13 protein-coding genes are annotated in these 14,062 nt (G+C 70.8%); 6 read left to right on the top strand and 7 right to left on the bottom strand.

From position 1 onward, the window contains the following. Positions 1-13 precede the first annotated feature (13 nt). Complete coding sequence (locus tag ACIBJE_RS29835; RefSeq protein ID WP_396753608.1) at positions 14-1,957, bottom strand: amylo-alpha-1,6-glucosidase; 1,944 nt, start codon at positions 1,955-1,957, stop codon at positions 14-16. 84 nt (positions 1,958-2,041) lie between these two features. Here ACIBJE_RS29835 and ACIBJE_RS29830 point away from each other — a divergent pair, with 84 nt between their 5' ends. Then, positions 2,042-4,705 carry an MGH1-like glycoside hydrolase domain-containing protein gene (locus ACIBJE_RS29830; RefSeq protein WP_396753607.1) on the top strand — a complete coding sequence of 888 codons (2,664 nt, stop codon included), beginning with the start codon at positions 2,042-2,044 and terminating at the stop codon, positions 4,703-4,705. Between the two features lie 99 nt (positions 4,706-4,804). Here the strand turns inward: ACIBJE_RS29830 and ACIBJE_RS29825 are convergent, their stop codons facing one another. Further along, positions 4,805-5,203: a four-helix bundle copper-binding protein gene (locus ACIBJE_RS29825; protein ID WP_396753606.1), complete on the bottom strand. Its 399-nt coding sequence runs from the start codon at positions 5,201-5,203 to the stop codon at positions 4,805-4,807. A gap of 172 nt (positions 5,204-5,375) precedes the next feature. Between ACIBJE_RS29825 and ACIBJE_RS29820 the strand changes: the two genes are divergently transcribed. Then, positions 5,376-6,050 (top strand): HAD family hydrolase, encoded by a 675-nt coding sequence (locus tag ACIBJE_RS29820; RefSeq protein ID WP_396753622.1) that lies wholly within the window; start codon positions 5,376-5,378, stop codon positions 6,048-6,050. 575 nt (positions 6,051-6,625) lie between these two features. Here the strand turns inward: ACIBJE_RS29820 and ACIBJE_RS29815 are convergent. The 5 genes from ACIBJE_RS29815 to ACIBJE_RS29795 all read right to left on the bottom strand — a co-directional run bounded on the left by ACIBJE_RS29815 (position 6,626) and on the right by ACIBJE_RS29795 (position 9,197). After that, on the bottom strand, positions 6,626-6,877 hold the full coding sequence (locus ACIBJE_RS29815; protein ID WP_396753605.1) for a hypothetical protein: 252 nt from the start codon (positions 6,875-6,877) through the stop codon (positions 6,626-6,628). Between the two features lie 132 nt (positions 6,878-7,009). Then, a complete protein-coding gene (locus ACIBJE_RS29810; protein WP_396753604.1) occupies positions 7,010-7,285 on the bottom strand; it encodes a hypothetical protein in 276 nt (91 codons plus the stop codon). 47 nt (positions 7,286-7,332) lie between these two features. Then, positions 7,333-7,764, bottom strand: coding sequence for a hypothetical protein (locus ACIBJE_RS29805; protein ID WP_396753603.1), 432 nt, complete (start codon positions 7,762-7,764; stop codon positions 7,333-7,335). 108 nt (positions 7,765-7,872) lie between these two features. Continuing rightward, positions 7,873-8,622, bottom strand: a complete 750-nt coding sequence (locus ACIBJE_RS29800; RefSeq protein ID WP_396753602.1) for a VOC family protein — start codon at positions 8,620-8,622, stop codon at positions 7,873-7,875. Continuing rightward, positions 8,619-9,197 (bottom strand): DsbA family protein, encoded by a 579-nt coding sequence (locus ACIBJE_RS29795; RefSeq protein WP_396753601.1) that lies wholly within the window; start codon positions 9,195-9,197, stop codon positions 8,619-8,621. Before ACIBJE_RS29795 ends, ACIBJE_RS29800 begins: the two co-directional genes overlap by 4 nt. A gap of 238 nt (positions 9,198-9,435) precedes the next feature. Here ACIBJE_RS29795 and ACIBJE_RS29790 point away from each other — a divergent pair, with 238 nt between their 5' ends. From ACIBJE_RS29790 to ACIBJE_RS29775, 4 genes are all read left to right on the top strand, one after another. Further along, positions 9,436-10,722, top strand: coding sequence for an ABC transporter substrate-binding protein (locus ACIBJE_RS29790; protein WP_396753600.1), 1,287 nt, complete (start codon positions 9,436-9,438; stop codon positions 10,720-10,722). A 197-nt stretch (positions 10,723-10,919) separates the two neighbouring features. Then, positions 10,920-11,903 carry a carbohydrate ABC transporter permease gene (locus ACIBJE_RS29785; RefSeq protein WP_396753599.1) on the top strand — a complete coding sequence of 328 codons (984 nt, stop codon included), beginning with the start codon at positions 10,920-10,922 and terminating at the stop codon, positions 11,901-11,903. Between the two features lies 1 nt (position 11,904). Beyond that, on the top strand, positions 11,905-12,738 hold the full coding sequence (locus ACIBJE_RS29780) for a carbohydrate ABC transporter permease (protein WP_396753598.1): 834 nt from the start codon (positions 11,905-11,907) through the stop codon (positions 12,736-12,738). Between the two features lie 11 nt (positions 12,739-12,749). Further along, a complete protein-coding gene (locus ACIBJE_RS29775) occupies positions 12,750-13,955 on the top strand; it encodes an ABC transporter ATP-binding protein (protein ID WP_396753597.1) in 1,206 nt (401 codons plus the stop codon). Positions 13,956-14,062 lie beyond the last annotated feature (107 nt).

The raw sequence follows: 14,062 nt of genomic DNA, 5'->3' as shown, positions 1-14,062 counted from the left end.
CTGTAAATCGGGCCTATCGGGTACGACGGCAGCGCAGCAACTCGGCGACCGACCACGCCTGGAACGGGCAGCCGGTCGCGCCGTGCGGTGGCAGGCCGTCCGCCGTTTCGCTGACCGAACCCAGCCCGTATTCGGTCAAATGTGCCTCGATGCCCACGAACAGCTCGTCGACCGGGACCTTGCCCCGGCGGCAGGCGTCCACGTACGGCCCGAGCAGCCACGGCCAGACCGTCCCCTGGTGGTAGCCGCCATCCCGCTCGGCCGGCGTGCCCCGGTGCCGGCCGGTGAAGCCGGGGGAGTCGGGGGAGAGGCTGCGCGGCCCCAGCGGGGTGAGCAGCCCGGCCGCCACCCGCCGCAGCGTCGCCTCGTCCGGCTCCAGCGGCGCGTGCGGCAGCGACCAGGCGAGCAGCTGGTTCGGGCGGAGCAGGTCGTCGTCGTGGTGCGGCGCGCCACCCAGCGGGTACGCCGGCGCGGGCCCGTCCACCACGTCGTAGAGCCAGCCCGTCGGGGCGGGGAACCGCTCCCGGAACGCGGTCACCGCCCGGTCGTGCAGCCGTTCCAGCTCGCCGATGTCCTGCCCGGCCAGCTCGGTCAGCTCGACGAGACCGGCCAGCCCGTTGATCCACAGGGCGTTGACCTCGACCGGCTTGCCGGTGCGCGGGGTCACCGGCACCCCGTACACCCGGGCGTCCATCCAGGTCAGCGCGACACCCGGGGTGCCGCCCTGGGTGAGCAGCCCGTCGGCCGGGTCGACCGCGATGCCGTACCGGGTGCCGGCGAGGTGCGCGTCGACCACCCCGCGCAGCGCGGGCAGCAGCTCGTTGCCGAGGTCGGTGTCCCCGGTGACGGTGACGTGCCGGGCGACCGCGTGCAGGAACCACAGGGTCGCGTCGACGGTGTTGTACTCGACCCGCCCGGTGTCGGCGGTGTTCGCCAGCATCCCCTCCGACAGGGTCGCCGCGTACGACCGCAGCAGCTCCCGCCCCTCGGTGGCGCGGTTGGTGCAGAGGAACAGTCCCTCGTACGAGATCATCGTGTCCCGCGACCAGGCTCCGAACCACGGGTAGCCGGCGACCACGTCGACCGGCGCCCGCTCGGTGCGCACCACGAACGCGTCGGCGGCCAGGGTCAGCGTCGCCTCCACCGCGTCGGCCGGGCGGGCGGCGGCCACCACCCGCCGGTTGCGTCGCCGGGCGGTCGCCACCACCTCGGTCGCGGGTGGCGGCGCGACGTCGAGCTGGTCGGCCCAGGCCAGCACGGAGACGGTGTCGCCGGGGCGCGCCAACTGCCCGGCGAACCGGCCGGCGTACCAGAGGTCCTCGTCCGGGTGCAGGCCACGGGCGGCCTCCTCCCGGTGGTGCACGCCCAGCCACCACTGGCCCTCGGGCGTCCAGTCCGGGCCGGCGAGACGGAACGCGCCCTCGATCACGGCCCCGCCGTCGACCGGCTCCATCCGGGGCGCGGGACCGTCCGCGCGGCGCTCGGCGTGCGCGTCCCGCCAGGTGCAGACCGCCGCCAGCTCTAGGCGCACCGGGCCGCCGGAGACCAGCCGGTGCACCACCGCCACGCAGGGTCGGCCGGGCAGCATGGCCAGCTCCCGTTCGACCACCACGTCGCCGATCCGCCACCGCCACCGGGGCAGGCCGTCGACCAGGGCGAAGTGCTCCAGCAGTTCGTACCCGCGCGGGTCGACCTCGCCGGAGGACCACTCGTGGGCGCCGAGGCGCACCTGCGCGCCGGAGGGGAGCAGCACCGACGCGTCCAGGCTGGCCAGCCCGACCCGCCGGGTCGCCGGGGTGTCGCCGGCCACCACCAGCAACCCGTGGTAGCGGCGCGTACGCAGACCGCTGACGGTGCCCATGGCGTATCCACCCCGGCCGTCGGGCACCAGCCACTCGCGGGTAACACCGCCGGTGAGGTCGCCACAGACCTGCGGGCCCAAACCGATGTCGATCAACTTTCCTCCAGCAACGACGTGCAACACGCCACGACGAGGGTGGCCGCGGTGGTCAAGTGACCGCGCGGCGTCGAAGATGTGCGGGTGATCACTGACGTGACCCCTCCGCTCCCGCCGTCCCCCGACGCCGAACGGGCCCGCCTGGCCCAGGCCGACTCGGGGGAGCAGGACTGGCGCGCATGGGGTCCCTATCTGTCCGAACGAGCCTGGGGGACGGTGCGGGAGGACTACAGCGAACACGGTACGGCCTGGGACTACTTTCCCCACGATCATGCTCGGTCCCGAGCGTACCGGTGGAGCGAGGACGGCATGGCGGGCGTCTGCGACGACCGGCAGACGTTCTGCTTCGCGCTGGCGCTCTGGAACGGCCGGGATCCGATCCTCAAGGAGCGGATGTTCGGCCTCGGCGGCGACGGCGGCAACCACGGCGAGGACGCCAAGGACTACTGGTGGTACGAGGACTCCACGCCCACCCACTCCTTCATGCGCTGGCGTTACCACTACCCGCAGGCCGCCTTCCCGTACGACGAGCTGGTCGCGGTGAACGCGCTGCGCGGCCGGGACGACACCGAGTACGAGCTGGTCGACACCGACATCTTCGACGACGACCGCTACTGGGCGGTGACCGTCGACTACGCCAAGGCGTCCCCGACCGACCTGTGCATGGTGGTCACCGTGGCCAACCGGAGCGACCGGGCCGAGCGGCTGCACGTGCTGCCCACCCTGTGGTTCCGCAACACCTGGGGGTGGGGGCTGCCCGGCAGCGACCGGGTGCCCACCCTCACCGGCGAGGACGGCCGGCTGGTCGGCGAGCACGGGGTGCTCGGTCAGCTCGTGCTCGCCGGGGACGGCACGCCGACCCCGCTGCTCTGCGACAACGAGAGCAACGCCGAGCGGCTCTGGGGGTTGCCCGGCCGGTCCCGCTACCCGAAGGACGGCATCAACGACCACGTGGTCGACGGGGCCGACACCGTCAACCCGGACCGCGTCGGCACCAAGGGCGCGCTGCACTACGTGCTGGACGTGCCGGCCGGCGGGCAGCGGCAGATCCGGCTGCGGCTGACCCGTACCGCGCCGCCACCCGGTGGCACGCCCGCCCCGGACCTCGACCTCGGGGCGGGTTTCGAAGCGACGGTGCGGGCCCGGCGGTTCGAGGCGGACCGGTTCTTCGCCGACGTCATCCCGGCCGCCGCCAGCGAGGACGAGGCCCTGGTGGCCCGGCAGGCCATCGCCGGGCTGATGTGGGGCAAGCAGTTCTACCACTTCGACGTGAAGCGGTGGCTCGACGGCGACCCGGGCTCCACCCCGCCGCCGGCCGGGCGGCGGCACGGGCGCAACAGCGCCTGGTCGCACATGAACAGCTTCGACGTCATCTCCATGCCGGACCCCTGGGAGTACCCCTGGTACGCCGCCTGGGACCTGGCGTTCCACTGTGTCAGCATCGCCCGGGTCGACCCGGGCTTCGCCAAGGCGCAACTGCTGCTCCTGCTGCGCGAGTGGTACCTGCACCCCAACGGGCAGATCCCGGCGTACGAGTGGGCGTTCGGTGACGTGAACCCGCCCGTACACGCCTGGGCCGCGCTGAAGGTCTTCGAGATCGACGGTGGCCGGGACCGCGAGTTCCTCGCCCGGGTGCTGCACAAGCTGCTGCTCAACTTCACCTGGTGGGTCAACCGCAAGGACACCGGCGGCAGCAACGTCTTCGAGGGCGGGTTCCTCGGGCTGGACAACGTCGGCCCGTTGGACCGGTCGGCCGCGCTGCCGGTGGCCGGGGTGCTGGAGCAGTCCGACGGCACCGGCTGGATGGCCATGTACGCGCTGAACCTGCTCGACATGTCGATCATCCTCGCCGAGCGGGATCCGGCGTACGTCGACGTCGCGACCAAGTTCTTCGAGCACTTCGCGTACATCGCCGCCGCCGCGTACGACCAGGGGCTCTGGGACGACGAGGACGCCTTCTTCTACGACGTGCTGCGGCTGGCCGACGGCACGAAGGTGCCGCTGAAGGTGCGCTCGGTGGTGGGGCTGCTCCCGTTGGCGGCGACCACCCGGCTCACCGCGCGGACCCTGCACCAGCTGCCGGAACTGGGCGCGCGGCTGCGCTGGTTCCTTACCAACCGGCCCGAGTACGCCGACGTGGTCGGCGCCCGCCGGATCGGCCCGGACGGCCGGCAGCAGCGGCTGCTGTCGATGGTCGGCCCGGACCAGGTGGTCCGGCTGCTGGCCCGGATGCTCGACCCGAAGGAGTTCCTCTCCGAGTACGGGCTGCGTACCCTCTCCCGTGCCCACGCCGACCAGCCGTTCTCGGTCACCCTCGGCGGGCAGGAGTTCAGCGTCGGGTACGAACCGGCCGAGTCGACCAGCGGGCTGTTCGGCGGCAACTCCAACTGGCGCGGGCCGATCTGGATGCCGACGAATTTCCTGCTGGTCAGCGCGTTGCGCGACTACGCCGCCTTCTTCGGCGACGACCTCCAGGTGGAGTACCCGACCGGCTCCGGCGTGAAGCACAGCCTCGACGAGATCGCCGACGACCTCTCCGCCCGCCTGATCGCCCTGTTCACCCGGGACGGCTGGGGACGGCGGCCGATCTACGGGGCCTGCCAGCTCTTCCAGACCCACCCGGACTGGCGGGACCTGATCGCCTTCCCGGAGTACTTCCACGGCGACAACGGCGCGGGGCTCGGCGCGTGGCACCAGACCGGCTGGACGGCCCTGGTCGCCGACCTGATCCTCACCCTGCGCCGCTGAGGTTTGGTGGTTGCAGGGGTCCCCTCCTCATCAGAATGCGGTAACAGGGGACCCCTGCAATCACCCCACCCCACCCCACCCCACCCCTCACGGGACCGGTCAGCTGACCATCGACAGCAGCTCGCGGCAGGCCGCCTCGCAGGAGCGGCAGGCCTCGGCGCAGATCGCGCAGTGTTCGAGCGTCGCGGCATGGCTGGCGCACTCGTCGCCGCAGGAGCGGCACGCGGTGACACAGGCCGCCAGCATGCTCCGGGTGATGTTGGCGTCGTAGCCGGTGTGCCGGGACAGCACCCGGGCGGTGGCCGCGCAGATGTCCGCGCAGTCGAGGTTCGTCCGGATGCACTTGGTCAGCTCGGTGACCGCCTCCTCGCTGAGGCAGGCGTCGGCGCACGCGGTGCAGGCCTGGGCGCAGGCGTTCAGCTCGTCGATCACCCGAGCGAGTCGTACGCGGTCCAGGTTGATCTCCGCCGGGTACGTCCTGATCATCGGGTTCGTCATCGTTGTCACGGTCTGTCACCCCTTCCCGGGTCGTCATCGTCCTCCACCCACCCGGTACCCGTTGCGCGGCCCGGAAACCGGGATGAGCCCGGCCGGTCCGGCCGAGTACGGTGTCCCGGGCTTCGCGCGGGAGGGGTGGAACGTGGACCAGGGGCAGCGTCACCACGGCAGGGTGCTCGTCTTCGACGCCGACGACACGCTCTGGGAGAACAACGTCCTGTTCGAGCGGGTCATCGACGACTTCCTGGCCTGGGTGGACCATCCCACCCTGGACCGGGCCGAGATCCGCGCCATCCTCGACGACATCGAGCGGGCCAACACCGTGGTCCACGGGTACGGCAGCAAGGTCTTCCTGCACAGCCTCGGTGAGTGCCTGGAGCGGCTGCGGGAGCGTCCGGCCACCGAGCGGGAGCGGCGGGAGATCGACGACCTGGCGGCGGCGCTGGCCCACCACGAGGTGGAGCTGATGCCGGGGGTCGCCGAGACCCTCGACGAACTGGCCGGGCGGCACGAACTGCTCCTGCTCACCAAGGGCGACCCGGAGGAGCAGCGGCGCAAGCTGGACGCCTCCGGCCTGCTGCACCACTTCCGCGCCGCGCACGTGGTCATGGAGAAGGACACCGACACCTACCGCCGCCTGGCGCGGGAACACCCCTTCGACCCGGCAATGGCGTGGATGATTGGTAATTCCCCCAAGTCGGACATCCTGCCGGCGCGGGCGGCGGGAATGGGTGCGGTGTTCATCCCGAACGACGACACCTGGGTACTGGAGCACGCGGAGGTGGATCCGGACGACGCCGGGGTGCTGCACCTCACCGGCTTCTCCGAGTTGCTCCGGCACTTCTGACCGAAGGGGTGGTGGCGCTTCCCGGCCGGTCACATGAGATCGTGGAAACCTTTCACCTTACTTTCCTCCGGGAAACTCGTGGGTGCCGTTTCCGGCTCCGAACAGCGCCGGTGCGCCCAATTTTGTTACATCGACATGCCGGTTGTCGCGGTAGACGTTGGTCACCATTTCAAGCGGCCGGATCTTCTTGTCCGTCGAATCGTGGTCTGTCTAATCTTGGGGCCGCGTTGGTGGCTCGTCGGGGTGAGCCGGAGACGCGGCAGAAGTCCGGTGGTGGAGCACCGTGGAGCTGAGTGCAAGCGGGCCGCCTCGCCACATCGGGTCCGATGTCGGGCGTCGTGCCACGCCTGGAGGCCCGAGCGGCGAAACCGCTGCCACGCCGGACGACTGGAGGTCAGGGCCGGGGAGTTGCGGACCCGGTCCTGACCGACCCTCCCCGTCTTTCTCCGGACGGGCCGGTGCATCGGCTCGCTTTCTGCCATTCGAAAGCTCGATTCCGCGCTGGCGTCGCGCCCCGTCTGTTCTGACGGTTCGGGGTACCCTGTGCGATTGCCCAGCTGGTGCGCGAGGCGTGGTCAGCCGGTCCGCGTGCAGGTGACCGTGGGCAGGGTCGGACTACCCGTTCCCGTGTACCCGAACTTGTTCTTGATGGTGATGTCCGCCTGGTAGCCGTTGACCCACGCGACCGTCGAGGTCGTGATGAGGCACAACAGCGGTGGCTCCTCCGCCGGAACGTCGGTCGGCCCGGCGCCTGCCGGGGTGGCGCCGAGCACCAGGGTGATCGCCCCAAGCGCGGCCAGGGCTGGGATGCGTGTCCGAAGAGCCATGGTGGCAATATATGTATGTCTGTGTCTTGTGGTAGGCCACCCAGTCGGATGGTTCTGCTGCGGTGCCGTGAGATCCGCACCGAGGGTGTGGCCCCGGGTCGTCGATGTCGAGGCGCGGCTCTGGTGCGGCAGTCAGCCGACGTCACCGCGCACGATCGCCACGGCGATCCGGCAGAACTCGTCCATGTCCGGCGTGAATCCGGCGGCGATGTCGGGATGCAACCCGGCGCGGGTCTCGTCCAACAGCCGCTGGCAGACCTGCTCGACCGGCTCTCCGGCGTAGTCGGCCCGAACCCGGTCCGTGGCGGCCCGCAGCGCCGATGTGAGCTGCTCCTCCAGCGGGCCCCGCAGTTTCTTCTGCACGGGATCGAGTTCCCTCGGGTCGAGGGTGACGTGTGGCTCCGGCATCGGCGCTCCCTTCGTCGGCGTCCGCGGTACCCCACCGCGGGCGTCGGTCAAACCACGGTCGGTATCTCCGCGACCCTTACCCGGTACGAGAACTCCTCCGCCGGCTGTTCGGCGTACGACAGGCGGCGGATCTGTCGGTCGTCGGTGTAGAGGGCGACGTCCACCAGTACGCCCAGGTGGGCGAGGCCGATGGTGGAGACGCGCTTCTTGTCCGCGAGGACGGCGCAGATCCCGCCGAGCAGCGTGCTGGCGTCGGAGGTGCGGTGCCCGGGCGGACAGCGCAGGGTCAGGTCGATCTCCACCGGCCCGGTCAGCGGGGTCCAGCCGGTGCGCTGTGCGGCGGCGCAGGCAGCCCGGAGCAGGGCGCGGACCCGGGTGGCCTGCCGATGGCCGGCGGCGAGGACGGACAGGGCCTCGGTCCTGACCGGAGGCAGGCCACCCACCTCGAACGTGAGGGCGAGAGCGTGGGTGTCCTGCACGACGGCACCTCCTCTGCTCCGGATCCTGCCCAACCGGGGGCGCGTGGGACGGGGATTCCGCGATCGTCCACCGATCGGGCCGGTGGGGTCGCCGGTCAGCGTCGTCGGTCAGCGCTGCGGGGCGAAGGCGCAGAACTCGTTGCCCTCCGGGTCGGCCAGGATCCACCAGTCGATGTCGTCGTCCGGTTCGCGCAGCAGGGTCGCGCCGGCGTCGAGCAACGCCGCGCAGTCGTCGGTGGTGAGATCGACGTCCCAGTGCATCCGGTTCTTGACCGTCTTCGGCTCCGGCACCGGGGCGAAGACCCAGTACCTCCAGGGAAAACCGGCCCCGCCGACGACCGAGGCGGTGTCGTCTCCGTCGCGCTCGACCCGGCCGCCGGTGACCCCGGCCCACCAGGTGGCCTGGGCGGTGGCGTCCCAGGCGTCGACGACCAGCTCGAACGGGCCGGACGTGCTGTCCGGTCGGGGCGGGAAGACGCAGAATTCGTTCCCGTCGGGGTCGGCGAGCACCCACCAGCCCACCTCGTCGTCCGGTTCGTGGACCAGTCGGGCCCCGGCTGCCAGCAGATGCGCCGGGTCGGACCGGTCCATCCGCAGGTCCAGGTGGACCCGGGTCCTGCGGACGCGCGGTTCCGGGACCCGGTTCACCCAGATCGACTCGGGTCCGGGTCGGCCGGGGCGACCGTCGACCCGGGTGTCCCCGTCGCGCAGGTCGACCAGGTCGCCGCCGAGGATCCGGGCCCAGAAGTCGCCGAGGGCGTGCGGGTCGACGCCGTCCAGGCAGAGGTCCTTGAACCGGGCGAGCGGCGGCCCGCCTCCGGAGATCCGCTCGGGGGCCCGGCCGGGGGCGGCGGTCACCGCCGGCCCCGCTTGATCTCGTGGAAGGCGGGCATCCGCACCAGCGGCAGCAACGAGTCCCACAGCAGCAGGGCCTCGTCGGTGCCGGGCACTTCGGTCACGATCGGTCCGTGCACGCCCCGCTCGGCGTCGGGCAGCGTCAGCACCGGCGAGCCGATGTCCGGGCCGGCCGAGGCGTACGCGCGGGCGTGCGACTCCCGTACCGCCTCGTCCCAGCGGTCGTCGTCGAGGGCCGGCGCGTCCGCCCGGAGGCCGGCCGCGTCGACGGCGTCGGTGACCGCCCGGTCGGAGAGCGGGTTGCCGGCGTCGTGGCTGCGCGCGCCGAGTTCGGCGTAGAAGCGGGCGGTGTCGTCGCCGCGTCCCTCGGCGCGCAGCGCCTCGACCAGCCGCAGGGCCCGGCCGGAGGCGGCGAGCGCCTCGGCGAACCTCGGGGCGCCCCGACCCTCGTTGAGGATGGCGAGGCTGAACGCCCGCCACTCGATGCGCAGGTCGCGGGCCTGACCCACGGTCACCAGCCAGCGGGAGGTGCGCCAGGTGTGCGGGCAAGCCGGGTCGAAGAAGAAGGTGACGTCCATCGGCCGAGCGTAGACGGCACCTGATCGCCCCGCAGGTTCGAGGTTTCGTCCGTGGATGTCCGGTTATTGGGGCACCGGGGCCGTCCAGGTTTCGCCGCCGGACGTTACGGGCAGTGAGGGGCCACGAAACGCCCGGGACGACCCCGATCCGCAACCGGTGCCGTCCCGCATCGTCTCGCCGCGCGCCGGGGCGCGGTTCCCACCCCCGGTATGTGCCGTAGGAGAGGGGGAGGGGCGAATGAGCGAGCCTGACGGCGTCGGCGTCCGGCGCCGGTCACGGGCCCGCGCGGTGGCGGTGGCCACCGCGTTGACGCTGCTGGCACCGACCGCCGCGTGCAGTTCCGGAGGGGACGGCGGACCGCCGACGATCAACCTGTACTACCCGCCGGAGCAGAACCTGCAGAAGGTGGTCGACGACTGCAACGCGCAGGCGCAGGGCCGGTACCGGATCGCGTACCAGGTGCTGCCCCGACAGGCCGACGAGCAGCGGGTGCAGATGGTCCGGCGGCTCGCCGCGCAGGACAGCGGCATGGACGTGCTCGGTCTCGACGTGACCTGGACCCAGGAGTTCGCCAGCGCGGACTGGATCCGGGAGTGGACCGGCGAGGACCGCACCGAGGTCGAGCAGGGCACCCTGGAGGGCCCGCTGGCGACGGCCCGTTACGAGGACAAGCTCTTCGCCGCGCCGAAGAACACCAACGTCCAGCTGCTGTGGTACCGCGCCGACCTGGTGCCGCAGCCACCGAAGACCTGGGACGAGATGATCGAGCAGGCCCGGGCGCTGAAGGACCAGGGCAAGCCGCACCAGGTGCTCACCATGGGCGCGCAGTACGAGGGCCTGGTCGTCCTCTACAACACCATGGTCGCCAGCGCGGGCGGCGAGATCGTCAGCTCCGATGGCAAGAAGGCCGTGATGGACGCCGGCGCGGTGCGCGCCCTGGAGCAGCTCAAGCGGCTGGCGACCTCCGGGGTGGTCTCCCCGTCGTTCAGCAACGCCACGGAGGATCCGGTCCGGCTGGAGTTCCAGTCCGGCAACGGCGCGTTCCAGGTCAACTGGCCCTTCGTCTACCCGGCGTTGCAGGAGGCCGACCCGGAGCTGGCCAAGCAGGTCAAGTGGGCCCGGTACCCGGGGGTCGACCCGAACACGCCGAGCCGGGCCACCATCGGCGGGGTCAACATGGCGGTCAGCGCCTACTCGAAGTACCCGGAGGAGTCCTTCGACGCGGCCAAGTGCATCCGCAACGAGCAGAACCAGAAGTTCTCCGCCGTCAACGACGGCGTGCCGCCGACCATCGAGGCGGTCTACGACGACCCGGAGATGGCCGAGGCGTACCCGATGAAGGAGACGATCCTGGAGGAGCTGAAGGAGCCGTCGACCCGGCCCCTCACCCCGGCGTACCAGAGCATCTCCACGGTCATGTCGGCGATCCTCTCCCCGCCGTCGGCCATCGACCCGGAGCGGACCGCGGACGAGTTGCGCGGGGCGGTCTCCGACGCCCTGGAGTCCAAGGGGGTGCTGCCGTGAACGAGCGCAGCGAGCGGCAGATCGGCGCCGACCGCAGGGGGGTGACGGCGTGAACGAGCGCAGCGAGCGAACTGGAGGCGCAGGTGCACCTCATGACGGCGCCGACCGCAGGGGGGTGACGGCGTGAACGAGCGCAGCGAGCGAACTGGAGGCGCAGGTGCACCTCATGACGGCGCCGACCGCAGGGAGGTGACGGCATGAGCGTCAACACCACGCCGGCCGGCGCGGAGGTGGTCGCCGGGAAGACCGGTCGACACGCGGCCGATCCCGGACGGTCCGGGCGCCGGGGCCGGGCGGCGCTGAGCGAGAACAAGAAGGCCGAACGGAAACTCGGCTGGCTGCTGTGCGCCCCGGCCGCGCTGGTCATGATCGCGGTGACCGCGTACCCGATCCTCTACTCGGTCTGGTTGTCGTTGCAGCGCTTCGACCTGCGGTTCCCGGACGAGCGGGAGTTCGTGGGGCTGGAGAACTACGCCACCGTGCTGACCAACGAGTTCTGGTGGACGGCGTTCGGGGTGACCATGCTGATCACGGTGGTCACGGTCGCCGTCGAACTGGTGCTCGGTATGGGCCTGGCGATCCTGATGCACCGGACGCTGGTCGGCCGGGGCATCGTCCGGACCTCCGCGCTGATCCCGTACGGGATCGTCACGGTGGTGGCCGCGTTCTCCTGGCGGTACGCCTGGACGCCCGGCACCGGCTACCTGGCGAACCTGTTCGGCGAGGGCGCGCCGCTGACCGAGCGGGCCAGCTCGCTGGCGATCATCATGCTCGCCGAGATCTGGAAGACCACGCCGTTCATGGCGCTGCTGCTGATGGCGGGTCTGGCGCTGGTGCCGGACGACCTGCTCAAGGCGGCCTCCACCGACGGCGCGACCGCCTGGCAGCGGTTCACCAAGGTGATGCTGCCGGTGATGAAGCCGGCGATCCTGGTCGCCCTGCTGTTCCGCACGCTCGACGCGTTCCGGGTCTTCGACAACATCTACGTGCTCACCGCGGGCGGCAACGAGACCTCGTCGGTGTCGATGCTGACCTACAACAACCTGATGCGGGGGCTGAATCTCGGCATCGGATCGACGATGTCGGTGCTGATCTTCCTCACCGTGGCGGTCATCGCCTTCGTCTTCGTGAAGCTGTTCGGTACCGCTGCCCCCGGCAGCGACGAGGGGGAGAGGCGCTGAGATGGTCGACACCACCACCCGTGCGAAGCTGCGCTGGGGCCTGCTGGACGTCTTCGTCGTCGTCTTCGCGCTGATCCCGGTGCTGTGGATCGTGTCGCTGTCGTTCAAGACCCCGGCGACGCTCACCGACGGGAAGTTCATCCCCCGGGAATGGACCCTGGAGAACTACCGGACGATCTTCCAGACCGACCAGTTCGTCCGGGCGTTGATCAACTCGATCGGGATCGCCCTGATCGCCACGTTCATCGCGGTGGTTCTCGGCGCGATGGCCGCGTACGCGATCTCCCGGCTGGACTTCCCGGGCAAGCGGCTGCTGGTCGGGGTGTCCCTGCTGATCGCGATGTTCCCGCAGGTGTCCCTGGTGTCGCCGCTGTTCGAGATCGAACGGCAGCTCGGCATCTTCGACACCTGGCCGGGGCTGATCCTGCCGTACATCACGTTCGCGCTGCCGCTGGCGATCTACACGCTGTCGGCGTTCTTCAAGCAGATCCCGTGGGACCTGGAGAAGGCGGCGAAGATGGACGGTGCGACGCAGGCCCAGGCGTTCCGGCGGGTCATCGCCCCGCTGGCCGCGCCGGGGCTGTTCACCACGGCGATCCTGGTCTTCATCTTCTGCTGGAACGACTTCCTCTTCGCCATCTCGCTGACCTCCACCGAACGGTCCCGTACGGTGCCGGTCGCGCTCTCCTTCTTCACCGGCGAGTCGCAGTTCGAGGACCCCACCGGGGCGATCTGCGCCGCCGCCGTGATGATCACCATTCCGATCATCCTCTTCGTCCTCTTCTTCCAACGCCGCATCGTCTCCGGCCTGACCAACGGCGCCGTCAAGGGATAGGTGAACTCCTCGTGGCTGAGATCGTGCTCGACAAGGTGAGCAAGAAGTTCCCGGACGGCACCGTGGCCGTCTCCGACGTCGACCTGGAGATCGCCGACGGCGAGTTCGTGATCCTGGTCGGTCCTTCCGGCTGTGGGAAGTCCACCACCCTCAACATGATCGCCGGGCTGGAGGACATCAGCTCCGGTGAGCTGCGCATCGGCGGCCAGCGGGTCAACGACAAGGCCCCGCGGGACCGGGACATCGCGATGGTGTTCCAGTCGTACGCGCTGTACCCGAACATGACCGTCCGGGAGAACATGGCCTTCCCGCTGCGGCTGGCGAAGCTGGACAAGCAGACCATCGACCAGAAGGTCGAGGAGGCGGCGAAGGTCCTGGAGCTGACCGCCCTGCTGGACCGCAAGCCGGCCAACCTCTCCGGCGGCCAGCGGCAGCGGGTCGCGATGGGCCGGGCCATCGTCCGGCAGCCGAAGGCGTTCCTGATGGACGAGCCGCTGTCCAACCTGGACGCCAAGCTGCGGGTGCAGATGCGCACCGTGGTCTCCCGGTTGCAGAAGCAGCTCGCCACCACCACCGTCTACGTCACCCACGACCAGACCGAGGCGATGACCCTCGGCGACCGTGTGGTGATCATGCGCGGTGGGGCGATCCAGCAGGTGGGGCCGCCGCAGGAGCTGTACGACCACCCACGCAACCTCTTCGTGGCCGGGTTCATCGGCTCGCCGTCGATGAACTTCCTGCACGCGGCGGTGGAGGACGGCGGGCTGCGTACGGCGCTGGGCGACGTGCCGCTCGGTGACCGGATGCGGCGGGAGCTGGAGGGTGCCGACGCCCCCCGGGAGCTGATTCTCGGCATCCGGCCGGAGCACTTCGAGGACGCCGAACTGGTCGACGACGACACCCGTCGGCGGGGCATGGAGTTCGAGGCTCCGGTCGACATCGTCGAGTCGATGGGCTCGGACAAGTACGTCTACTTCACCGTCGAGGGGGAGCGGGCCAGCGCGGCCGAGCTGGAGGAGCTGGCCGCCGACACCGGCGCGGACTTCGCGGGGGCCGGCTCCAGCCTGGTGACCCGGCTGTCGGCCGAGTCGACGGTGACCGAGGGCGAGAACCGGCGGGTCTGGTTCAACCTGGAGAAGATCCACCTGTTCGACCCCACGAACGGGCGCAACCTCACCCTGCACGAGGGGCGCTCGGCCGGCGCGCTCAGCGGCTGAGGTGCCTGGAGGGGCCCCCTGCTACTCAGAAAGCGGTAACAGGGGGCCCCTCCTCACAACTCTCCCGGCGCTCAAGCGCTCGGGCGCTCAAGCGCTCGGGCGCTCAA

It is taken from the genome of Micromonospora sp. NPDC050187 (assembly GCF_044459745.1).
In the GTDB taxonomy this organism is placed as follows: Bacteria; Actinomycetota; Actinomycetes; order Mycobacteriales; family Micromonosporaceae; genus Micromonospora.
The sequence above is the reverse complement of the archived record's forward strand: the minus strand, read 5'-3'. Positions and strand labels throughout refer to the sequence as shown.

Excerpts from the sequence above, each read along its gene's own strand:
- ACIBJE_RS29825 (WP_396753606.1), bottom strand. The coding sequence starts at position 5,203 with ATGACGAACCCGATGATCAGGACGTACCCGGCGGAGATCAACCTGGAC.
- ACIBJE_RS29815 (WP_396753605.1), bottom strand. The coding sequence starts at position 6,877 with ATGGCTCTTCGGACACGCATCCCAGCCCTGGCCGCGCTTGGGGCGATC.
- ACIBJE_RS29810 (WP_396753604.1), bottom strand. The coding sequence starts at position 7,285 with ATGCCGGAGCCACACGTCACCCTCGACCCGAGGGAACTCGATCCCGTG.
- ACIBJE_RS29795 (WP_396753601.1), bottom strand. The coding sequence starts at position 9,197 with ATGGACGTCACCTTCTTCTTCGACCCGGCTTGCCCGCACACCTGGCGC.
- ACIBJE_RS29790 (WP_396753600.1), top strand. The coding sequence starts at position 9,436 with ATGAGCGAGCCTGACGGCGTCGGCGTCCGGCGCCGGTCACGGGCCCGC.
- ACIBJE_RS29785 (WP_396753599.1), top strand. The coding sequence starts at position 10,920 with ATGAGCGTCAACACCACGCCGGCCGGCGCGGAGGTGGTCGCCGGGAAG.
- ACIBJE_RS29780 (WP_396753598.1), top strand. The coding sequence starts at position 11,905 with ATGGTCGACACCACCACCCGTGCGAAGCTGCGCTGGGGCCTGCTGGAC.